This is a genomic window from Methanogenium sp. MK-MG (assembly GCF_009914725.1).
GTDB lineage: Archaea > Halobacteriota > Methanomicrobia > Methanomicrobiales > Methanomicrobiaceae > Methanogenium.
In genome coordinates this window covers 1-21128 of record NZ_JAAAWJ010000029.1, presented here as the reverse complement: position 1 = coordinate 21128, position 21128 = coordinate 1, and the positions used below count along the sequence as shown (strand labels likewise).

21 protein-coding genes and 1 pseudogene are annotated in these 21128 nt (G+C 50.0%); 9 read left to right on the top strand and 13 right to left on the bottom strand.

From position 1 onward, the window contains the following. Positions 1-290 precede the first annotated feature (290 nt). Positions 291-581 (bottom strand): phosphoribosyl-ATP diphosphatase, encoded by a 291-nt coding sequence (hisE, locus tag MKMG_RS06130; RefSeq protein WP_165076616.1) that lies wholly within the window; start codon positions 579-581, stop codon positions 291-293. A 1-nt stretch (position 582) separates the two neighbouring features. Beyond that, on the bottom strand, positions 583-1020 hold the full coding sequence (locus MKMG_RS06125) for a NusA-like transcription termination signal-binding factor (protein ID WP_165076614.1): 438 nt from the start codon (positions 1018-1020) through the stop codon (positions 583-585). A gap of 120 nt (positions 1021-1140) precedes the next feature. Between MKMG_RS06125 and MKMG_RS06120 the strand changes: the two genes are divergently transcribed. After that, complete coding sequence (locus tag MKMG_RS06120; protein WP_165076612.1) at positions 1141-1848, top strand: DUF432 domain-containing protein; 708 nt, start codon at positions 1141-1143, stop codon at positions 1846-1848. A gap of 3 nt (positions 1849-1851) precedes the next feature. Continuing rightward, on the top strand, positions 1852-2853 hold the full coding sequence (locus tag MKMG_RS06115; RefSeq protein WP_165076609.1) for a mechanosensitive ion channel family protein: 1002 nt from the start codon (positions 1852-1854) through the stop codon (positions 2851-2853). A 20-nt stretch (positions 2854-2873) separates the two neighbouring features. Here the strand turns inward: MKMG_RS06115 and MKMG_RS06110 are convergent, their stop codons facing one another. The 4 genes and pseudogenes from MKMG_RS06110 to MKMG_RS06095 all read right to left on the bottom strand — a co-directional run bounded on the left by MKMG_RS06110 (position 2874) and on the right by MKMG_RS06095 (position 6076). Then, complete coding sequence (locus tag MKMG_RS06110) at positions 2874-3266, bottom strand: CS domain-containing protein (protein ID WP_165076607.1); 393 nt, start codon at positions 3264-3266, stop codon at positions 2874-2876. Then, complete coding sequence (locus tag MKMG_RS06105) at positions 3256-3876, bottom strand: ArsR family transcriptional regulator (protein ID WP_165076605.1); 621 nt, start codon at positions 3874-3876, stop codon at positions 3256-3258. Before MKMG_RS06105 ends, MKMG_RS06110 begins: the two co-directional genes overlap by 11 nt. A gap of 41 nt (positions 3877-3917) precedes the next feature. Then, positions 3918-5384, bottom strand: coding sequence for an IMP dehydrogenase (gene guaB / locus MKMG_RS06100; RefSeq protein WP_165076604.1), 1467 nt, complete (start codon positions 5382-5384; stop codon positions 3918-3920). Positions 5385-5389: 5 nt separating this feature from the next. Beyond that, positions 5390-6076, bottom strand: a pseudogene (locus MKMG_RS06095) ((5-formylfuran-3-yl)methyl phosphate synthase). 161 nt (positions 6077-6237) lie between these two features. On the opposite strand from MKMG_RS06095, the gene tmk reads away from it, so the two are divergent. After that, the gene (tmk, locus tag MKMG_RS06090; protein ID WP_165076603.1) at positions 6238-6837 is read left to right on the top strand and encodes a dTMP kinase; all 600 of its coding nucleotides are present in this window, start codon (positions 6238-6240) and stop codon (positions 6835-6837) included. On the opposite strand, the gene MKMG_RS06085 is transcribed toward tmk, so the two are convergent. Continuing rightward, a complete protein-coding gene (locus tag MKMG_RS06085) occupies positions 6815-9415 on the bottom strand; it encodes a valine--tRNA ligase (protein WP_165076602.1) in 2601 nt (866 codons plus the stop codon). The two genes, tmk and MKMG_RS06085, sit on opposite strands and share 23 nt — an antisense overlap. A gap of 160 nt (positions 9416-9575) precedes the next feature. Here MKMG_RS06085 and MKMG_RS06080 point away from each other — a divergent pair, with 160 nt between their 5' ends. Further along, positions 9576-10781 (top strand): TIGR00297 family protein, encoded by a 1206-nt coding sequence (locus tag MKMG_RS06080; protein ID WP_165076601.1) that lies wholly within the window; start codon positions 9576-9578, stop codon positions 10779-10781. A 450-nt stretch (positions 10782-11231) separates the two neighbouring features. Here MKMG_RS06080 and MKMG_RS06075 read toward each other — a convergent pair whose 3' ends face one another. Together MKMG_RS06075 and MKMG_RS06070 are read right to left on the bottom strand one after the other, a co-directional pair. Next, positions 11232-12083 (bottom strand): hypothetical protein, encoded by an 852-nt coding sequence (locus MKMG_RS06075; protein ID WP_165076600.1) that lies wholly within the window; start codon positions 12081-12083, stop codon positions 11232-11234. Positions 12084-12089: 6 nt separating this feature from the next. Beyond that, positions 12090-12680: a pyruvate kinase alpha/beta domain-containing protein gene (locus MKMG_RS06070; RefSeq protein WP_165076599.1), complete on the bottom strand. Its 591-nt coding sequence runs from the start codon at positions 12678-12680 to the stop codon at positions 12090-12092. A gap of 117 nt (positions 12681-12797) precedes the next feature. On the opposite strand from MKMG_RS06070, the gene MKMG_RS06065 reads away from it, so the two are divergent. Both MKMG_RS06065 and MKMG_RS06060 read left to right on the top strand, forming a co-directional pair. Beyond that, positions 12798-13964 carry a redox-regulated ATPase YchF gene (locus MKMG_RS06065; RefSeq protein ID WP_165076598.1) on the top strand — a complete coding sequence of 389 codons (1167 nt, stop codon included), beginning with the start codon at positions 12798-12800 and terminating at the stop codon, positions 13962-13964. Positions 13965-14021: 57 nt separating this feature from the next. Further along, the gene (locus MKMG_RS06060) at positions 14022-14342 is read left to right on the top strand and encodes a hypothetical protein (RefSeq protein WP_165076596.1); all 321 of its coding nucleotides are present in this window, start codon (positions 14022-14024) and stop codon (positions 14340-14342) included. Between the two features lie 12 nt (positions 14343-14354). Here the strand turns inward: MKMG_RS06060 and MKMG_RS06055 are convergent, their stop codons facing one another. The 4 genes from MKMG_RS06055 to larB form a co-directional block, all read right to left on the bottom strand. Further along, positions 14355-15698, bottom strand: coding sequence for an MATE family efflux transporter (locus MKMG_RS06055; protein ID WP_165076595.1), 1344 nt, complete (start codon positions 15696-15698; stop codon positions 14355-14357). A 45-nt stretch (positions 15699-15743) separates the two neighbouring features. Beyond that, the gene (locus MKMG_RS06050) at positions 15744-17042 is read right to left on the bottom strand and encodes a hypothetical protein (protein WP_165076594.1); all 1299 of its coding nucleotides are present in this window, start codon (positions 17040-17042) and stop codon (positions 15744-15746) included. 61 nt (positions 17043-17103) lie between these two features. Beyond that, a complete protein-coding gene (locus tag MKMG_RS06045) occupies positions 17104-17619 on the bottom strand; it encodes a nicotinamide-nucleotide adenylyltransferase (protein WP_165076592.1) in 516 nt (171 codons plus the stop codon). Then, positions 17606-18388 (bottom strand): nickel pincer cofactor biosynthesis protein LarB, encoded by a 783-nt coding sequence (gene larB / locus MKMG_RS06040; protein ID WP_165076591.1) that lies wholly within the window; start codon positions 18386-18388, stop codon positions 17606-17608. The genes MKMG_RS06045 and larB overlap by 14 nt, the downstream gene beginning before the upstream one ends. Positions 18389-18434: 46 nt before the next feature. Between larB and MKMG_RS06035 the strand changes: the two genes are divergently transcribed. From MKMG_RS06035 to MKMG_RS06025, 3 genes are all read left to right on the top strand, one after another. Further along, positions 18435-18785 carry an ABC transporter permease gene (locus MKMG_RS06035; RefSeq protein WP_165076590.1) on the top strand — a complete coding sequence of 117 codons (351 nt, stop codon included), beginning with the start codon at positions 18435-18437 and terminating at the stop codon, positions 18783-18785. Next, entirely contained in the window at positions 18782-20011 is a 1230-nt protein-coding gene (gene hisS, locus MKMG_RS06030; protein ID WP_165076588.1) for a histidine--tRNA ligase, read from the top strand. Before MKMG_RS06035 ends, hisS begins: the two co-directional genes overlap by 4 nt. Beyond that, the coding region (locus MKMG_RS06025) for a DNA topoisomerase VI subunit B (protein ID WP_165076586.1) at positions 20002-21128 on the top strand (1127 nt) is incomplete at its 3' end. The genes hisS and MKMG_RS06025, both read left to right, overlap by 10 nt.

Sequence of the window (21128 nt, the reverse complement as noted above, 5' to 3'; positions counted from 1 at the left end):
CGACGGAGGGAAGCAGGGATCATTTTTCCCTGTATTGTTGTCTGCGGTGCAAACAAAGGCAGTTGTGCCCCCGTTTGTCCCAGACAATCGACCTAACTAGATTGTATCCCACACATTATAAATATTCCGTATTTTTTCCGGATAAGGCCCCCATTTTCACACAGAATTCATGCCGCCACCCCAGGATACATGCAATATTATGCAAAATCAGCAGGAACGCGCAAACCGGATCACAACAAATGAAACAGAGATCAGAACCGGGACAAAAAATATGTGTAAATACAGGGAGATCAATTGCGTCGCCGGGAAAGCTCCTCTAGCACATCACCCAAGTCCTCACCAGAAGCACGCAAAGCCAGCATGATATGGAACAACAGGTCGGCAGCCTCCTCAACAGTCCGTTCAGATGAACCATTTTTTGCCGCAAGAATAAATTCTGTCGCTTCCTCCCCCACCTTTTCAAGGGCCTTGTCTATTCCCTTTCGATGAGTCAGAATGGAAACAACGTACGATCCTTCCGGGCGCTCCTCCATCCTCTGATTAATCGTATCCCACACTTCAGCAATTACACCGGCATCCATATTATTTACCTTCTGCTACAATATCTGCAACCTCAGCATTATACATACGACGGCAAAGCAGACGCACTTTTTCCGCATTACAACCGCCCCTGCCTATTGCAATACCGAGGTCGCCCTTCTTTTTGATCACGATCCGGGTTCTTTCAGTATCCGGATCATCTTCCGTCTTCAGCACATCAATCGGCCGGAGAATATTTCGGACAAATTCATCAAAAGATCCACCCTCCTCGACCATCTCAATACGCTTTCCGAGAACTCTCTGCATCCGGCGTATATTGTCCCCATTTTTACCAATTGCAAGACCCATATCACCTTTTTTTACCACATAGATGATCCGTTCAAATCCATCATCTACGATACAGTCAATTGCAATCGATTTGGTAAGAATACGGAGTTCTTCAATATATCTGCGCTCTTTAAAGCCAATGATATTATGCATCAGTCAGTCGCTCTACTGTTTTTACTATGATACCATATAACCCCTTGTTCCACCTAAAATTATGAGATTCTGGTCGGAATTCACAGAAAGGTTATTATTCCGTTTAAAATCAGTTACTCTATGTACGGGAGATATGAAATTCCCTTTGAATACTCGGATGATACCATCAAACTCTCTATAACAGAAGACAGGGACTTTTTCCGTTATACCCGGCAAATGGCAGGAGAGGAGGCCGTACAGAAAACGCTCCTGACAACCGGCAGTGCCGTTGTTGCTGTCAATCCCATTGAACCGGTAAATCTTCCAAAACAGGTCACCCATTACCTGGAAATTGAATTCACTCCCGTTCTCATAGAACCTGAAGGAATTAAGATCATATATCTGCTGTTTCCAATAGAAATCGGTGTCATCGTCTTTGGCAACAAAAAAATGGAAGCAGTAGATATATTCTCTTTCTGTCCCCAGAAATACTCACTATACGGACCATCAGGAGGAGGGGTGATCACCAAATATTATACAACTGACATCTACTCAGCCCCACCTAAATCCAATCGTTACTGCACCGGCGTGCTCCGCCTGGAGATCCAGAATAAAACACTGGAATGGGCAAATATCAGCAGAACAGTCCTTGACGGATATAGCATGAGGATCTATTTCGGCCCATATGTATCAATGCTCGCACGCATGAAAATACTCACACCAACCAGTGCTGAAACTGAGTTTATCCGCAACCCGGCCACATCGGATTTCCAGAAAGCAATAGAAGTATATCACACCCTAAATATCCCATCAATAAGCCGCACATATCTCATGGAATGGGGGTACTGACCGATGAGTGACATCATTAACACCACCATAATTTTTGAATCATCCGTATTCGCAGCCCCGGTCTATGGTACAACCACCACAGGTGACATCCTCTGGTTCTTCATTATCCTCGTTCTTGCAATCATCATCGCCAAAATCGTCTCCCTCAACCTCAGCCGGTTTCTCAAAGACCGTGTCCGGAAAAATGACTTGAACCTCATCACCAAGGCCGCATACTGGCTGATATTTTCCATCGGATTTTTAACAGCTCTCCCATACCTCCAGGTAGACCTCTCAGGCATCCTCGTCGCAGGAGGGATTGTTGGTATCATCATCGGGTTTGCAGCACAGAGCGTCGTCGCAAATCTGATCTCAGGTATCTTCCTTATCTTTGAGCAACCGCTTAAAATCGGAGAAAATGTGCTCATAGAAGATACCCATATCATCGTTGAGGATATCAGAATATTTTCCACCATTGGAAAAACCTTTGATGGCATCTATGTCCGGATACCCAATGAGAAGATATTCACCACTACGATCACTAATTACGTGGCAAATACCGCCCGCCGATTTGAATACTCAGTAGAAATCCGTTACCAGGACGACGCAGCCCGTGCGATAGAGATCATCGAAACACTCATTGAAGAAGAACCATTCTGCCTGAAGAACCCGGGCCCCTCAGTATATGTGGACGAACTGGCAGCAGACGGGGTCATAATCAAGACACGCATATGGGCACCCTCAGAGGTATGGTGGGATGTCAGAACAACCATGCTCTGGAAAATCAAGAATGCACTTGAAGAGGATGGAATGGAGATTCCATTCCCCCAGCGCACCATCTGGGTTAACCCGGGCGAAGGAGACAACAACCCACCCAAAACAATCCCTGACAGAAACAATGCTCTCAAAAACCGAGTACAGGCATGCAAACCATCCCTGCCCATTCCCGAAAAAACAGTTCCCGAAAAAAAACTTCAGAACTATATTATCCCCTATAATGGACCGGACGAACCCGAAAGAGACTAAAAAAATTGATTATACGTCCATCAATTCAGTTTCGAACAGATAATATCCAATACACCGTTTTTTATGCCAAATTTGCTTTCTCCCGGATTAATGGGAGCAGAGAGTGGCACATCAAAGTTTCGACCATCTATGATCACCCGAACTTCCTGATCAAGGAATTCCACACGGGGTGCAGAGGATTCTTCACCAGATAATTCCAGAGTGATGTAAAAAAATCCGGAATCTTCAACGAGGTCATAATCAAAGTCATCTTCGAAATCATCCATGTGGAAGATACGCCCGTCATCACCTGAACCCGATATGATCGTACAGCCGATGAACCGGGGGGGTTCATCCCCGGGCAGGTTGCGGATCATCTCTTCCATTGCTTTTGCAAGATTTCTAAAGACGTCGTCGTTTGGTTCATTTGCCATTTATTTCACGCACCGAATATTTTTGTCCATGACGCGTTACAATCCCCTTCCCCTCAAGGCATGCAAGTGCACCCTCTATCCGGAGAACCGGGACATCTGTTATTCTGTGAATTTCAGGAACAGACAGATCACTGTTACATAGTGCGGTTATAAGATTGATTTCTGTTTCCCCAGCTAATATTTCTTTGCTCGTAGACACAAGATCATCCATAGCTGCATCAAGGTCACTCTCCAGATACTCCAGTGTCTCAATGTGCCGGTTGCGGGCATCCAGAAGAGAACGAAGATTCAGCACTGATTGCAAAAACAGGTCATGAGATGAGGAAATCTGCTGTTGCACCATGCCTGCTGGTTCTGCCACCATTATCTCGATCTTGATGTCGCGGACAAGGCAGTAATATTTCCGCCTCCGCGTATCTGTGCGTGAAGAAAGGAACTCTGCGCGCTCCATATACTGGAGATGGTCAACCACTGCCTTGGGGTTCAGAGCCAGCCGCTCAGCTATCTCAGTCACATAACATGGTTTCTCCCGCAGAAGTACAATGATACGCCGCCTGTTGCGGTTACCAAGAATATCGAGAAGACCAGAATCCCCATCATCACGGATCATATTTACCAAAAATAAATGAAATTAATATAAATAAATTTCGGTTAATCCATCACACGGTAGTTTGGTGCCTCATCCGTAATGAGGATATTATGCGGATGGCTTTCGGCATATCCGGCTGACGTTATCCGAACAAATCGTCCGTTCTTCTTAAGGTCCATAATAGTCTTAGAACCAGTATATCCCATCGCAGATTTCAGGCCGCCGATGAGCTGATAGAGTACGTCAGATACATTACCGACATAGGGGGTTGCCCCTTCCACACCCTCTGGAACAAATTTATTCTTTCCGATATCCTTCTTCTGGAAGTAGCGGTCACTTGACTGGCCGCCGCTCATCACACCAAGGGAGCCCATGCCTCGATACTGTTTGTAGCGTCGTCCTTTCATTGCAATAAGGCGACCCGGGGCTTCATCCGTTCCTGCAAGGAGACTTCCCACCATTACAGAATCTGCGCCTGCAGCAATTGCCTTTGCAATGTCACCACTGTAGCGGATACCACCGTCTGCAATGACAGGCACATCGTATTCCTGCATCACTTCTGCAACATTCGCAATAGCAGAAATCTGGGGCACCCCAACACCTGCGACAACACGGGTTGTACAGATTGATCCCGGGCCGATTCCGACCTTAACTCCATCAACATCTGCACCTAATTCCTTTGCAGCCTCTTTGGTCGCAATATTACCGGCGATGACATCTGCAGAGACACTCCCCACAATATCACGGACAGCTGACACAACATTCATATTATGAGCGTGGGCACAGTCAACTGCAAGTGCATCAGCACCTGCCTCAGCGAGCATGACTGCACGTTCAAAATCAAACGGACCCACTGCTGCAGCAACACAGAGATTGCCGTCCTGGTCACGCAGAGCATTCGGATTCTGATGGCGTTCCAGAAGGTCCTGCATGGTGATGATGCCCATAAGACTGCCGTCTTCGTTCGTGACCGGCAGGCGCTCCACCTTATTGGTGTACATCTTCTCAAGGGCCTCCTCCAGGCCGATACCATCTACTGCGGTGATGGGTTCATGCGTCATGACATTGCGGACATTTTCATCACCACGCTTTCCGACGATCCCGCGCAGATCCCTGCGGCTGACAATGCCGATGATCACATTGTCGTCCATCACCGGCACACCGCCGATGTCATGGAAGCGCATCATCCGGTCCACCTCACTGACCGTGGAGTCAGACTGAACGGTGAGAACTTCACGCTCAATGATATCTTCTGCCTGCTTTACAAGCCGTATCTCTTCTGCTTCACGCTCTGCACTCATATTGCGGTGGATGATACCAATACTACCCTCCCGGGCAAGTGCAATCGCCATCCGTGCTTCAGTGACAGTATCCATCGCTGCCGATATGATGGGGCTATTGAGTGCGATGTTCCGGGTCAGCCGTGAACGGGTATCAGCCTCTGAGGGTTCAACATATGACTCAGCAGGAACCAGCAGAACATCATCAAAGGTCAGGGCCAGTGGAATATTCATTTTTTCGGCGTACATGCTGATCACTTCAAAAAAGACATGGCCTTTTCAACAAGATCTTCCCTGATAACGCTGCTGCGATCCCCACCACAGACCATGCCACGGACTCCGATTATCTCAGGATTAATACGTCACAGGGGTTCCAAATCCTCAACCTTCAGGGAACCTGCAAGAGCAGTCTTCTGCTTCAGACTGCGGTTAATATCCGTAAATTCACCGAGAACGGATTCGTCCATGAAATCAAAGAGGCTCTTACCGTCCTTAATACCTGTGTCGATCATGGCAATGTCTGCACCATTCTCTGCCACAAGGGGGGCCATCTCCAGCGGAGAAATTGTACCCATCCGTTCATAATCCGCATACGCAGCAATAACAACAGTCTTTTCCGGATACTGCCAGTGTACAGCCTTTGCAACAGCCTCAATCAGTTCTGCGGCACGATCAGCGCCGTCAAATTTCAGACCGACCTTGACATAATCTGCACCGGCGGATGCTGCACCGTACGCAGCCTGCGAGGCCCCGCCCGGAAGAAAAGCATAATCCCCGATTGCAGCACTGACAGGTTTGTCTGACAGCTCTTTTATTGCATGAATAACCCATGGAAAATTGGCACCGAGTGAACCTTCCGACGGTTTCTTCACATCGATGATATCAGCAGCGAGGGCGCTGCGTGCCTCCTCAACACTGCTGGGGCTGACTAATAGTTCCATACTTATTTTTGGGTACCCCCCATAATAGTGATTACGTATGATCATATACGGGCAGACAGGTACGGGCCTTGTTCTCCCCGGTTTTTACCAGGTACAGGAATGGGGCACGCGGACTGCACTACCACAATACATAGTGCCGATACAGGCAGGAAGGATACACCATGCTGATTACAATCGAGGGAATAGACGGAACCGGCAAATCAACCTTAATCAGAAATCTCAGTAATACTCTGAACGATATGAATCCTGTCATCACCCGTGAACCGGGATCTACATGGATTGGAGAACAGGTCAGGAGAGGTATCGCAGAAGAGATTGACCCTGTTGCAGAGGCACTGCTCTTCACGGCCGACCATGCCGCGCATATTCGTGACGTTATTCGCCCGGCACTTTCTGCAGGAAAAGTGGTTATATCTGACCGCTACAGTGATTCACGCTATGCATACCAGTCTGTTACGTTGGATTCCATCCTGCCGGATGCGCTGGGCTGGCTGGAAGCAGTCCACCACGGGTGGACCATTGTCCCTGACCGCACCTACCTTCTGACCATACCAGTAGATCAGGCAATGGCGCGACTCTCTGACGACCGCGATGACACCGAACACTTTGAAAAAGCAGACATCCTCTCCCGTGTCCAGAAGAATTACTTAATGCTTGCAGAACGTGACCCGGAACGGTTTGTCATTGTCGACGCGATGCTTGAAAAAGAAAAAATAGGAACTTTTGTTGCCGATAGTATCAGGCAGTTCGTGAAACGGTGACAATGACCCCATCATTCAGGGTCAGCACATCCACCTCTTCTCCTGCAACACGGAACGAATACACCGGTTCATAGGCACCCTCCGGGACTGCCACCTCTTCTCCGTCAACAGTTACACTGGACACACCACAACAGAGTTCCTCTTCAGAGAGTGCCCGCACCGCATCCATAAACCCGCGGGCTTTGTTTCTCAGTGCAGGTCCGATTACTCCCATTGAAAATTTCACATCGGAGACAACACGCTCAAGCTGCGGTTTTTCCGTGGTCCAGGTCACTGCGGCATTCAGGGCGCGGGATGCATCACCGGCATCATCAATCTCCTTATCCGCATACACGAAGACAGAGCCAAGGGGAGCGTTGAGTGCCATTTTATTATCATGCTTGAATCTGCGCACCTCAGATACCACTTCAGCAAGCAGGGCGCCGTTACGGTATGCATCCGCGTCGGCAAACGAGAGGTCAGGCCATCCTGCGGCATGCACACTTCCGGCATCAAGATATGAATAACACTCCTCCGAGAAGAACGGCGTAATCGGTGCAAACATCCTGCAGATGGTGGCAAGTGCGGCCCTCAGGGTATAGAGGGCACTGTCACGTGCAGGCCCTTCATCTTCGTAGAGCCTGCCTTTCACCAGCTCAATATAATTGTCCGCAAAGACATCACGGGAAAACTCGCGGATGGCACGGATGGCACGGTCAAACTGATAGGCATCCATTGCCACAGTCACCTCTGCCACTGTTGCAGAAAGACGGCACATCAGCCACCGGTCAGCAAGAACGGTCACCGAATCTGAGGTAAGGGAGCCTGCGTCCCCCGCCTGCATCAAAACAAAGCGTGCGATATTCCAGAGTTTGGTCTGGAACCGTGACGCGGCAACCACATCATTCCAGGCGAAGACAATATCTGATCCCGTTGCCGCACCGATGGCACTCCACTGGCGGAATGCATCTGCTCCGTAATCCTTGAGGATATCCTCCGGGGGAATGATATTGTCACGGCTCTTGCTCATCTTAAAGCCGTCTTCGCCGAGCACCATACCGTTCACAAGAATCTCTTCCCATGGTTTGGATCCGGTCAGGGCAAGGGATCGCAGAATGGTATAGAACGCCCATGTCCGGATGATGTCATGGCCCTGCGGGCGAATTTGTGCAGGGAAGCGTTCGGGGATATCTCCGCCGTCCCAGCCGGTTACATTTAAGACAGAGATAGAGGAGTCCATCCAGGTGTCAAGTACGTCTGTTTCTCCGGTAAACGATGTCCCGGCGCAGACCGGGCAGGCATGCTTCGGTGACCCTGCGGTCGGGTCAATCGGCAGGTCTGCCTCGTCCGGGAGAATCCTCTCCCCACAGCCGTCACAGAACCAGACCGGAATCGGGGTGGCAAAGACACGCTGGCGTGATATGCACCAGTCCCATTCCATCTGTGATGCCCAGTTTTCCAGACGGGAATACATGTGGTCAGGTGTCCACATGATCTCCTTTGCCGCTTTGATGATGCCTTCACTATGAATCTTCACAAACCACTGGCGTTCACTGAGAATCTCAATCGGAGTCTTGCAGCGCCAGCATGTACCAACACGCTGATCCAGTTTTTCCTGCCGGTTAAGAATATCCTGTGCCTTCATATCAGCAAGGATTCTCTCACGGCACTCCATTGAGGTCAGGCCGTCATAGGGGGCTGCAATGGCAGTCATCCTGCCGGAGGAGTCAATTGCCTTTCTCAGGTCAAGGTTATGCTGTTTCCACCAGTAGACATCCTGCTTGTCACCGAATGTACAGATCATCACCGCACCGCTGCCAAACTCCGGGTCAACTGCCACATCGGTTATAACCGGTACATTGTGGCCAAAGAGCGGCACCGTCAGGGACTTTCCTTTTGTCCCTGCGTACCGTTCGTCATCCGGATGAACGGCAACGGCCACGCAGGCTGCGAGAAGTTCGGGCCGGGAGGTGGCAATCTCAACACCATCGAACTCAAAGAAGTTCAGAAAGGTGGTGCGGTCCTCATAGGCCACTTCTGCAAATGCAATGGCTGTCTCACAACGGGTACAGAAATTGACCGGATGCTCACTCTGGTATATATCGCCTGCCTTAAGCATCCGGATAAATGAGATCTGTGTCTTCCGGTAGTATTCCGGCATCATTGTGATGTATTCATTGCTCCAGTCAGTTGAGAATCCACACCGCCGCATCGTCGCGCGCATCTTCTCAATATTCTGAATCGTTAAATCACGGCACATCTGCCTGAACGTATCACGAGATACGTCATTTTTGGTGATGCCATGGATCTCTTCCACCTTCACTTCGGTGGGAAGACCATGGCAGTCCCACCCCTGGGGGAACATAACATTGAAGCCGCGCATCCGCTTATAACGTGCGATAAAATCGATATAACACCAGTTAAATCCGTTTCCAATGTGGAAGTTCCCTGTCGGATAGGGAGGAGGTGTGTCGATAATAAACTGTGGTTTCGTTGAGATGGGATCAAAATAATTGTCCTCATCCTTCCATTCCTGCAGCCAGCGCTCTTCCACAGAATTGGGATCATACGTCTTTGGTATTTCCGTTGATGGAGACATTTTGAGAATATTGGTTGTTTTTTCTCTTAATAGTAATCGCACATATGGCATTCATAAGGTATCCTGCTGCATTGTCAGGTTCAAAGAAACCGGGATTTTTCAGGAAATCAGCATACTTCAGGCATAAACCCATTAACCATGAATCACAAAAATAAACTTAATGGAACGGGAAACAGGGATGTGGGCAGCATCAGCCCTTGCGCTGATATGCATTATCATTGCCCCGCATATATCTCCCCCCTGGCTCCTCTCACTCTTTGTTGTGCTCATCTGTGCACTGCTCTTTCTCATTAAAAAATCCCGCTACACCTCTCTGTCCATCGCAACGATAGCGGCGCTCTATGGCCTTGAACTAATACCGCTGGTGGTGTTCTCCACCACATTTGCCATCGTCATCATGGGTGAAACCGCCTACCGTATCACGGGAAGGGGTACAAAAGGATACATCCCGTTTACTGTCGTCGCCTTTATCAGTGCATCCCTGGTGATGATGTATTCCGGCTACACTGTCCCTTTTGTGGCGGTCACCGGGGTAATCGTTGCTCTGATGCTCCACTCTATTCTGCGCGACCGGCAGGATGGCATCTTCATTGAGACACTCGGTGTTGCGATGACAATGCTTCTCTTCTTTGACATTAACTATCATGTCGAGACAACCATCCTCATCACTGCCGTCATCATCGGATTCGTGTTTGCATTCTTCTCGTACAAACTGAAGGCAGCAGACCTCTCAGGTCTCTTTTCAGGAGCACTGATGGGCATACTCCTCATTGTCTTCACCGATGTGCGCTGGTTTCTGATTATGCTTGCCTTCTTCATTCTCGGTGCAGGCACCACAAAATACCGGTTTGAAAAGAAGACAGAACTTGGTGTGGCAGAATCACACGGAGGGGTGCGTGGATACTTCAATGTCTTCGCAAACGGCATGGTCTCACTCTGCGGAGCGATCCTGTATGGGATCACCCAAAACCCCATATTTATTGCACTCTTTCTGGGAAGCGTCGCCTGTGCCACATCAGACACCCTCGCAAGTGAAGTTGGAGTCGTGGGAAAGACACCCCGCCTCATCACCACGTTCAGAGAGGTGCCACGGGGAACCAACGGGGGTGTCACAATAGTGGGAGAACTCGCAGCCATTGCGGGAGCTGTCATCATTGCCGCGTTTGCATATGTGCTGAACGTTGCAGACCTGACACTCGTCGCTGTCACCATACTTGCCGGATTCTTCGGCACAAACATCGACAGTCTCATCGGTGCACTATATGAAAATAAAAACCTCATCGGAAATGCCGGAACGAACTTCCTCGCCACTCTGCTCTCCGGTATCTTTGCGATGGCAGTGTATTATCTACTCATCTCGTTTTAAAAATCAGAACCAGAAAAACCGACAATTCCGCTCATTCTTTGCTGCCTTATTGGTTACACCCCCGTCCGTTTCTCAGCCACGGAATTCAGATTATTCTTATGGGTGATGGGCACAGGATGTGCTGTTTGCTTTTTCCCGTAGCTGCGGAGTACAATTCTCGTTATTTTGAGTGAATTTCTACCATCAACAGCCAAATAACGATTAAATGGCACATCCTGCGGACCTTTGCCCCGGAAAAACGTGTCCACACAGAAGCCCGGAGTGGGCAGTTCTCAGCCGAGACAACCGATACGTCCTCCCAAAATATCTGCCAATAGCGACCGCTCAATAGTCCGCAATAATCCATATTTTTAGCAAATAAAATGCATTACAATCGTATTTTTCCGCCAGAAAAAATGTTCATTTCACCCCCAAATTCTCCAACACAGGAGGTCAAAAAAAGGGGAAGCACTAATATTTGTACCAGCGTCCCTTCTCATCATAGACCCCCTCTTCCTTTTTCGCTTCCTCCGTCTTTTCAGAAACAGATGCTACATGCCGCCGGTAAAAGGCCGCTTTGAAAGGCAGAAGAATGGCAGTAAAAATACCTGTTACCACTGCATACAGAACAATGATAAGAGACATCCCTTCCTCTCCAATGAGAGCCTGCTGCTCTTCCACGGTCATATTCAGAAGTGCATTTACGTCCAGAGACGGATCAAAGACCATAGAACCTGCAAGGAAAATGGAGCCTATGAAGGCACTGGCTACAAACAACACAATGAGAAGGACAAAACAGGCGCAATAAAACGCCATGACCTCAAAGGGGCGGGAGCGGACAAATACCATGCTCCACTGCAGTGATGCAAAAACCTTTTTTTCTTCCAGAACCGCGGCAGTATCATAGAAAAAAAAGAAGAACAATATTGGGATGAAAATCCAGAATACACCCATAATCATCAGAACCCCATCCTGCCCTCCGCCAACTGCTGCAAGGATAACGGTGAGAATAAATGCTGCAATGGCACCAACGAATGTCACAAATGCTCCCGGAAGCAGAACCGCAAAATACCGGGAAAGACCACCCGCACAAAAAGCAGAGAGTGACCGGTCATCCCTGCGTATCATTTCATAGGATGCCCCTATAAAGAACGGGAAGGCGATGACTCCAAAGAACCCAATGATCTCTCCATAGAAAACAAGACCATTGAAAATACAGTATTCAGCAGCTGCAACAGCACATCCAGCCCAGATTCCTGACAGAAGAATCAGGGGATATCGTACGATACACCTGAATGCTTCCCTGAATGATTGGAATACCATGGTGTCTCAGCGGTTCCTTGGCATGGCTACAATCTCACGAACCTGCAGATCAAAGAACCGGGCTGTATTTGCGGGGAGTATCACACAGACCGTATCAGCGCCCTGTGCCGTGCCACCCACGGCAATCACTTCTTCACCTGCCGGGACTTTACCCTGATCTGCAGCAATGAGCGTGCACTCCACAGCCACCTTCAGACCTATTGCAATCGTCCGCCGGAGGGTCTCGGCCACTGCATCGGTCCGTGAGCCGCCACCAATCTTTGGATTGGCTGAAAGTGCGCGTTCAAGACCTGACAGGACATGCGTCCCCATGATTACGTCTGCACCCCGTTCTTTGAAATACGGCAGATATGCCTCGTCAAATTCCCAGACTCCCGGTTCCCGGAACCCGACCAGATAGGTCACCACAACGAGGTGAATCCCCGTATTTTCCATTGCATCAGCAAATATCTTCGCCGTTTCCCCGGTGGTGCTTGCAACAACTATAGTGGATATTCCAAGATCCTGTGCACGTTTCACTGCAATCTTTGCAGCGTCGTGTGAATTTTCTTTTCCCGGCTGGTCAAAGTAAAATACCGATTTTTCAGAAAAACTCATGATAACGTTTTTTGCATCTGATCATTTATACTCTGGTACGACAATCAGATACCATATACAAAGGCACCATAACTGCCTGAGATATGAATCAATATTGAAGACAAAAGGAGATCAATAATGCTGACTATTGCTATTGCAGGAAAACCAAACTGTGGGAAATCAACGTTTTTTACCGCATCTACACTCGCACCTGTCGAGATTGCAAATTATCCGTTTACAACGATTGACGCAAATACTGGCGTTGCCTACCTGCGTATCCCCTGCGCGTGCCAGGAACTGGGCATACAGTGCGGCCACTGCACAAACGGTGTCCGGTTCATCCCGGTGGGAATGATTGACGTTGCGGGACTCGTGCCTGATGCACACGAGGGCAAGGGATTGGGAAATCAGTTTCTGGATCACCTGAAGGACGCGGATGCGATCATTCATATCATTGACGGCAGCGGCGGAACAGACAGTGAAGGAAACCCAGTTGATGCGGGTTCCCACGACCCGCACGAGGATATCGGATTCATTGAATACGAGATGTCAATGTGGGTCTACGGAATTCTCGAACGTAACTGGGCAAAATTGCAGCGTTCAACCCAGCAGCGGAACTTTGACATCCTTGACGCCATCGCTGAAGCACTGGCAGGCCTCAAAATAACCTATGAACATGTCCGCGATGCCGAACGCAATGCAGACATTGATCTGAAAACCTGCAGCACTGATGAACTGATCAAATTCTGTTCCATCCTTGTTCCCCTGAGCAAACCGATGGTAGTCGTTGCAAACAAGGCTGATCTCGCATCAGAAGATATGCGCAGCCAGCTGAAAGAGACCGGCATATCATTTGCCTCTGCAGCAAGTGAACTGGCACTGCGAAAGGCAGCAGAAGGTAAATTCATCACATACCTGCCCGGAGACCCCACCTTCACCATCGCACCGGACTTAAACCTCAGCGATGCCCAGAAGAGAGGCCTGATGGCAATTCAGAATATGATGGACACATTTGGTGGAACAGGCGTTCAGCAGGCAATCAATGGATCAGTCTTTGATCTCCTGGATATGATCGTCGTCTACCCGGTGGAAGATGAGAACAAATACTGTGACGGGAAGGGCAGAGTACTGCCTGATGCATTCCTCATGAAACGCGGCTCAACACCCCATGACCTTGCATACCAGGTACACTCCGATATAGGGGACGGATTCCTGTATGCAGTTGACGCGAAGACAAAGATGAGAATCAAAGAAACCCACGAATTGCACACAGGCGACGTCATCAAAATAGTCTCAACCAAATAGAAAAACTTCTTTTTTCCACAACAGATATAAACCATCAGCTAAAAGATTCTGTTTACTATGGGCGGAGAGATCTATCAGGCTCAGGTGATCAGAAATTTCTTCGAGACTGTCACCGGTCCTGACCGGAACATGACACGAATATTCATGTGTGTTGTCAGTACGGCAAAACTCAGGATGGAACCGCCTGAGAGGATCACATTCCTTGTGGATCAAATAAAAAAATCCAAGCAGAAACGCGAACTCTCCATTGATATCATCGATTATATGTGCGAGGCAGCAATCGACATCGACATCACATCCGTCATGACGGCATTCGGGGCACAAGAAGTGGCCGGGCTTGCAGATGATATCGGCGACATCAGTTTTGGCACCCTCTGACGCAGAAAAATCCTAAATCTTAATATTTCTCCATTTTCCGGACCGAAACATCAGGTAGAGTGCAACGGTCTGAACAAGAATACCAATCGCCATTGCATACCACACCCCCACAATGCCTGTTCCTGTGAGATCCGGGATAATAAGCGCAAGCGGCACCTGGACCAGAACATAGGAGAGAAGAGTTGCATACATCGGTTTTTTCGTATCGCCTGCGCCGTTCAGGGCAAACGAGAGGACAATCGCAACAGCAATCAGCACATAAAACGGTGATACGACAAGAAAATATGAGACTGCGTATGGATTCGACATACCGCTCGGATCAAAGAATTCAGTGAGGCCTGCACCAAACGTCAGGATCAAAACCGTGATCACTGCCATAAAACTGCCATATAATGTCAGCGCTTTCCATACAGACTCTTCTGACCTGTCCGGGTGTCCTGCACCAAGATTCTGCCCGACCATCACCGCCGCTGCGGTTGCGATGCCAAACCCCGGCATCAGGGCAAGCATCTCTATGCGGCTGACAATACCAAAGGCTGAGAGGGCAAGGGTTCCATATGACGCGATGATGATGTACATGATGAGATACGCCACACTCCGCACTCCCGACTGGACCATATTCGGGACAGCCACCCTCAGGATTCGGCGCATCAGGCAGATATCAGACTCTGCCTGCCGGGTAAACTCCATCTGTGTATTTAGGCGGTACAACAGCACGACTCCGATACCAAGTCCCACAGCCCGGGTGATGACTGTTGCCGTCGCAGCACCCGAGACCCCCATCGCCGGTACAATCCCTATACCGAATATGAGGACAGGGTCGAGGATGATGTTGAGCAGATTGATGACCAGAATAATGATAAGCGGTGTTTTTGTATCACCAATACTCTGGAAGAAGGTTGAGATAATCCAGAATTCAACGAGTGTCACAATCCCGAGGGAGAGCACCCTGAGATATGCGGCACCCTCGGTTACAACCTCCTCCGGCGCCCCGAAGATCTCCAGCAGATCTGCTGCAAAGAGCACTCCCACAACAGAGATCACCGCTGAAAAGATGAGTCCAAGGATTAACGCCTGAATCAGAACCCGACCGGCATACGGATAATTCCCTTCTCCATAATAGCGGGAGACAAAAGCAGTCGTCCCCCCGGAAAGCCCGATGATCAGTGTCATCAGAACAAAAATAACTGAGACGGAAAGGCCCACACCACCGATTGCCGCCGGGCTGATCCGTCCGACAAAAAAGAGGTCGGCAACCTCCACCAGAGCCTGGAGGATATTGCCGGCAACAAGGGGTGCTGCTATGGTGAGAAGAGAACGGGTAATCGGGCCGTTCGTCAGATCAATGGATTTCATGTCCCTGCCACCGGTTGAGTCATGCCACCGGAATTATCCCGGCAGTCAGGAAAAATCAGGTATCTGAATAAGGGTGACATGGACACCCTCGCCTGCCAGATGTTCAAGGTTCAGCCTGAGGTGTTCTGCCTGCTCAGGGACTGAAGCACGGATGTCATCTGTGATGTCCTGAATATCGTTGATCTGTGCTGCATTGGCAGGGATCTGTTCCGTCAACAGATGTATTTTTTCTTCCAGTTCTGCTTTTTTTCCGACAAACGAAAGACTGCTCAGGTCATCTGCCACCCGGGCGCTCTCTGTATTCAATTCCTCTGCCCGTGCAATGGCATCGGTCAGAGGAACAATAAAGGCATCCTGTTCAGAAAAGAGAGCCATTTCATCCTTGTTTTTTATAAGGGTATCATTCTCACGGATCATCCGGGCAAGCCGTGGGAAGAGGGACGGATAGACAGCAAGTCCCCTGGCCCGTTCAACAGAAGAAGGGGATTCAAGTCCGCTTCGGACCGCCTTTAACAGTGCATGTGTCTCCGTGTCCCCGGATTGTTCACAAATATGGACCGCCTTTCTGAAGACATTTGCAGAACGGGAGAGTATCTGTTTATAGTCAGCATCTGCCTCACGGAGTTCTCCTCCATAGACTGCCTGACGTGCCATGAGTGCATCATATTCCATCGCTTCCGGTCCTCCCATATATATCTGAAGATCGTGTTTCAGGGCAGAAAGTTCCGCAGCCATGGTGTCGTTTTTTTCCGCCAGATGAGCAGCCTGAAGCTGTATCTCAACAAGCTGACTCTTCTTTGCAAGGAGAAGGGCATGCGTCTCGGTCGCCTCATCGACCCAACCAGACTGTTCACGTGATTTTGCAAGAACACCGGAGATGGCGTTGACTTCACGTCCGATAACATCGGTCTGTATTCGTATCTCCTTCATCTGTCCGGGGAACACATTTACGATATAGCGGCCCGGCCCTCTGGTATTCTTTGCAATCTGTGAGATGAGTTCGACACAGCCATCATAATATTCTCCGGGCACTTCAGAGACAGAAAGAGAGAGCGTCTTCTCCATCGCCGCTGCATAGCGTGGCACACCCTGTTCAACCACACGGAGCAGTTTGGGATGGAGCACTACATTCTCCTCGGGTTTTGCACCTTTCAGTGCATCAACCATCCCCTGCATCTCCTGAAGTGCGGCACATACACGGGGGCGTGATTCCCGGACCGCGCTGTCTGCCTCTTCATGTATGGCACGTTCTTTTTCTGATATCCACGCAGGAATATCCGGAAATGCGAGTTCAGTCTCTTCCGGTTCTGCACTGCGCCCCAGTAATTTGTCAAAAAAACCCATCTAAATCTCCTCTAAAATTCACTTTAGTTTCTCTCTTCCCACAGTGCACATTCATGCAGTTTTAGTCACTCCCCGACACATCATGCAGACGCCTGACACCATCTATTTCATCAATGACATCAGCTACGACCTGTGGAACGAGGGACCGCCAGTCTTCCCCTGCAAGCATACGCCTGCGGATCTCTGTTCCACTGTAATTATCCCGTTTATACATCTCCGGGGAGATGACATCAGTACCTGCTTCACAAAAGAGGCGGACAACCAGCGGATTTGAAGAATATACTTCATTAAAGGGAGGGGATATAGACCGTGCGTGTGAGACCCATAGCGCGTTTCGCTGAATATCCTCTATCGGAATGACATAGAACGGCAGAGAGACAGACTCCTCCAGCGCATGGGTGACCATCAGCACCCGTTCACCAGCGGTAAACGGATTATCAGAAGAATGACTCAGCTGGGCACTGCCGATGCCGATCACAATCTCATCCACCTCTTCAGCGATGTGCTTTATGACAGACTCGTGACCATAGTGGTACGGCTGAAAGCGGCCAATGTAAAAACCCCTAATCTTCTCCATTCTGTGCACCCCGTGCAATCTGTGCGGCAAATGCGCCCGCGGTAAACCCGGCATCAATATTGACTACAGCAATCACCGAACATGACTGCAGCATACTGCCAAGCGCAGCTTCTCCCTGCCCCATATATCCATATCCGGTGGACACCGGTACGCCTATCACCGGACGGCTGACAAGCCCTGCAACCACGGCAGGCAGTGTCCCTTCTCTCCCTGCGGCAACAATATAGACATCAGCGCCCTGCATCTGCCTGAGTGCCGGAAAGAGGCGGTGGATGCCTGCCGCACCCACATCAAATGCCGTAATTACCCGGCATCCCATCTCCTCTGCGATTATTCGGGCCTCCTCTGCCACCCTGATATCAGACGTGCCTGCAGTGACAATGCCGACGATACCCCCGTGCAAAGACGGTGCAGGAAGGCGGGACACCACCAGTGCCCGTGCGACAGGATGGTATTCACAGGAAAATTCCTCTTCTGCCGCAACCCCCCTGATTTCATCACTGACATCCTCCGGCACCCTGGTTGCAATACATCTCCCGGTTCTCCTGACCAGCGTAAGAATGATCTCTATCAGGTGGTTGCGGTCTTTTCCTTCCCCCAGCACAACCTCAGGCATTCCGCACCGCACCGTACGACCAGTGTCAATCCGTGCAATCTCTCCAAGCGCTTCGATCTGGAAGCCCTGGATCTCCTCTTCAGCATGACTGAGAGAAATATCCCCTGATTTATAGGCGTTCAGAATATCCCTGAGTGTCGGAAGCGGATTCATGGCTGATAATTATCATATTGGTATACGAGAAATAACTACGTATTGCATGGCATCAACATACCTACTCTATGTAACCATCTTCGGAGTCATCGGGGTGGCATTCCTCTGGCTGCGTGATGCACGGATTTTTTACCGAACCGGTGACCAGACGTACAGGAAGGCTGCGTATATGGGGGTGCTCTTCACTGCACTTGCTTCAATGGGAATCTATTTTGCATACCAACAGGCAGAATTTCTTGGAATGGGTATTGTCCTCATCGCATTATACCTGCAGGGAAGAGTGGAGCGGAAAAAACTCTTTGGTCCTGATACCACCAAAACAGACCGGTTACTGGGAACAGTGCCGGTACAGATATCCAAAGTTGCCGTTCCAAAAGAAGGAGATAAAAATACATGATACAGCGACCACGAGGCACACGGGACTTTCTTCCCGACGAGATGGAATTCCGCCGGAATACCGAGATAAAGATGCGCGAGGCAGCACGGCGGTGGGGGTATCGTGAAGTCTGCACACCCACGTTTGAGACACAGGAGCTCTACACCATCCGTTCAGGTGAAGGCATCATCAATGAGATGTACACCTTTGAAGACAAAGGCGGACGGGCACTTGCACTGCGTCCCGAAGGCACCGCAGCAGTCCTGCGGATGTATGTGAATGAAGCGAAGATGCTTGCAAAACCACTCCGCTGGTGTTACCTCTCCGACTGTTACCGCTATGAACGCCCCCAGAAAGGCAGATACCGTCAGTTCTGGCAGTTTGGTGCAGAGCTCATCGGTGCCGACACGGCGGAAGGGGATGCCGAGGCAATTCTCCTCGCAGATGATATCCTGCGTGCAGCAGGTGTCAACTATGATCTCCATGTCGGCCATCTCTCCCCGATGCGGGCCATCCTCCGGGATGTACCCGAAGACCGAAAGAGAACTATCATGGCCCTTCTTGATAAAAAGAACATCGAAGGCCTGGAAGAAACCCTCGATTCATGGCATCTGGAAGATCTTGAGTCCTCCCTGAAAGGGCTGCTTGAGGCTGACACGACAGATGATGTCTTTGCAATCACCGGCCCCATCCCCGAACAGGAACGGATTGAGTCAATGATCAATGTGCTGGAGAACGAAGGTACCGTGTTCCGCCAGAACTATGGCATCGTCCGCGGACTGGATTACTACACCGGCATGGTCTTTGAAGGGTTTGCAGAGAACCTCGGGGCGGAAAACCAGATCATTGGCGGCGGTGCCTACCGCCTCGCTCATCTCTTCGGCGGCGATGACGTCGGATCATGCGGATTTGGAATCGGGTTTGACCGGGTGATGGTCTCACTTGGTGAGGTGCCAGTCCCGGAGGACATTGTCGTCGCAGTGCTCTATACCAAAGAAGCATGCGAATATGCCTTCTCTCTCTCACGGCAGTTCCGGGATGCCGGGTTCAGGACAGAGATTAACCTGCTGGATCGTGGCATCGGTGCACAGATGAAACATGCGGCAAAGAAGGCACATTATGCCGTTATCGCAGGTGAGCGGGAGATGGCAGGGGGCACAGTGACCCTCAGAAACCTGACGACAGGAAACCAGAAAGAGTGCGGTGTTGCGGAGGCAATACACGGGGTGAGCCGGGAGTGGCAATAGCCGAGAAGCTGGCATCACAGCAGAAGAGTATCAGTGTTGCAGAATTCTTTGAAAAAAACAAGCACCTGCTGGGATTTGATTCACCAACCCGTGGCATCATCACCACCATCAAAGAGGCGGTGGACAACTCTCTTGATGCCTGTGAAGAGGCTGAAGTACTTCCTGACATCTGGGTTTCTATCACAAAACTCACCAAAGAGACCATCCGGATAGCAGTCGAGGATAACGGACCGGGTATTGTCCCGGACAATGTCCCGTATGTATTCGGGAAACTCCTTTATGGATCCCGGTTTCACCAGATACGCCAGAGCAGAGGCCAGCAGGGTATCGGGATATCAGCGGCAGTCCTCTTCGCTCAGCTGACAACCGGTGTCCCCGCACGCGTCATCTCACGCACCGGTGCAGACAAACCCGCTTACCTGTTTGACCTGATGATCCGGACAGAGAAGAATGAACCGGAAATAATCCGAAAAAAGGAATATGACTGGGACCGGACGCACGGCACACGAATTGAGCTTGAATTCACCGGCTCACTCGCTGCCAAACGCAGGCTTATCGATTACCTGAAGTATACGGCAGTGGTAAATCCGCATGCCCGGATTCAGGCTGATATCGACGGTGAACGTCACTCATTTGAACGGGTCAGTGACGAGATCATCGTTTCGCCGCAGGCAATTGCCCCGCACCCCTACGGCATTGAATTTGGCACCCTGAAACGGATGGCTGCCACCTCGACAGACAATCTGCATGACTTCCTCGTGAACGGGTTCTCACGTGTGGGCCAGAAGAGTGCAGAGCAGATGCAGAAGGTAGCAGGCATTAAGGCCACACGGAAGGCAAAGGGTCTCTCCTCAGCACACCTCAAGGCGCTGCTTGCGGCCATGCAGGAAGTGGACGTCCCTCCCCCTTCCGCATCCCTTTGTCTCTCCCCTATAGGGGAGGAGATGATCGTGCAGGGACTGGAAAAGGAGTTTGAACTTGACTTTGTGAAGGCACGGACCAGAAAGTCACAGGTATTCTCCGGCCACCCGTTCATTGTTGAAGCAGCTATTGGCTACGGCGGAAAACTGGACGCAGAAGGACAGGCACAACTGCTCAGGTTTGCAAACCGTGTGCC

Excerpts from the sequence above, each read along its gene's own strand:
- MKMG_RS06120 (WP_165076612.1), top strand. The coding sequence starts at position 1,141 with ATGTACGGGAGATATGAAATTCCCTTTGAATACTCGGATGATACCATC.
- MKMG_RS06070 (WP_165076599.1), bottom strand. The coding sequence starts at position 12,680 with ATGAGTTTTTCTGAAAAATCGGTATTTTACTTTGACCAGCCGGGAAAA.
- MKMG_RS06105 (WP_165076605.1), bottom strand. The coding sequence starts at position 3,876 with ATGATCCGTGATGATGGGGATTCTGGTCTTCTCGATATTCTTGGTAAC.
- MKMG_RS06085 (WP_165076602.1), bottom strand. The coding sequence starts at position 9,415 with ATGTCTCCATCAACGGAAATACCAAAGACGTATGATCCCAATTCTGTG.
- MKMG_RS06035 (WP_165076590.1), top strand. The coding sequence starts at position 18,435 with ATGGCATCAACATACCTACTCTATGTAACCATCTTCGGAGTCATCGGG.
- MKMG_RS06075 (WP_165076600.1), bottom strand. The coding sequence starts at position 12,083 with ATGGTATTCCAATCATTCAGGGAAGCATTCAGGTGTATCGTACGATAT.
- MKMG_RS06045 (WP_165076592.1), bottom strand. The coding sequence starts at position 17,619 with ATGGAGAAGATTAGGGGTTTTTACATTGGCCGCTTTCAGCCGTACCAC.
- hisS (WP_165076588.1), top strand. The coding sequence starts at position 18,782 with ATGATACAGCGACCACGAGGCACACGGGACTTTCTTCCCGACGAGATG.
- MKMG_RS06125 (WP_165076614.1), bottom strand. The coding sequence starts at position 1,020 with ATGCATAATATCATTGGCTTTAAAGAGCGCAGATATATTGAAGAACTC.
- hisE (WP_165076616.1), bottom strand. The coding sequence starts at position 581 with ATGGATGCCGGTGTAATTGCTGAAGTGTGGGATACGATTAATCAGAGG.
- guaB (WP_165076604.1), bottom strand. The coding sequence starts at position 5,384 with ATGTACGCCGAAAAAATGAATATTCCACTGGCCCTGACCTTTGATGAT.
- MKMG_RS06055 (WP_165076595.1), bottom strand. The coding sequence starts at position 15,698 with ATGAAATCCATTGATCTGACGAACGGCCCGATTACCCGTTCTCTTCTC.
- tmk (WP_165076603.1), top strand. The coding sequence starts at position 6,238 with ATGCTGATTACAATCGAGGGAATAGACGGAACCGGCAAATCAACCTTA.
- MKMG_RS06065 (WP_165076598.1), top strand. The coding sequence starts at position 12,798 with ATGCTGACTATTGCTATTGCAGGAAAACCAAACTGTGGGAAATCAACG.
- MKMG_RS06080 (WP_165076601.1), top strand. The coding sequence starts at position 9,576 with ATGGAACGGGAAACAGGGATGTGGGCAGCATCAGCCCTTGCGCTGATA.
- MKMG_RS06050 (WP_165076594.1), bottom strand. The coding sequence starts at position 17,042 with ATGGGTTTTTTTGACAAATTACTGGGGCGCAGTGCAGAACCGGAAGAG.
- MKMG_RS06060 (WP_165076596.1), top strand. The coding sequence starts at position 14,022 with ATGGGCGGAGAGATCTATCAGGCTCAGGTGATCAGAAATTTCTTCGAG.
- MKMG_RS06110 (WP_165076607.1), bottom strand. The coding sequence starts at position 3,266 with ATGGCAAATGAACCAAACGACGACGTCTTTAGAAATCTTGCAAAAGCA.
- larB (WP_165076591.1), bottom strand. The coding sequence starts at position 18,388 with ATGAATCCGCTTCCGACACTCAGGGATATTCTGAACGCCTATAAATCA.
- MKMG_RS06115 (WP_165076609.1), top strand. The coding sequence starts at position 1,852 with ATGAGTGACATCATTAACACCACCATAATTTTTGAATCATCCGTATTC.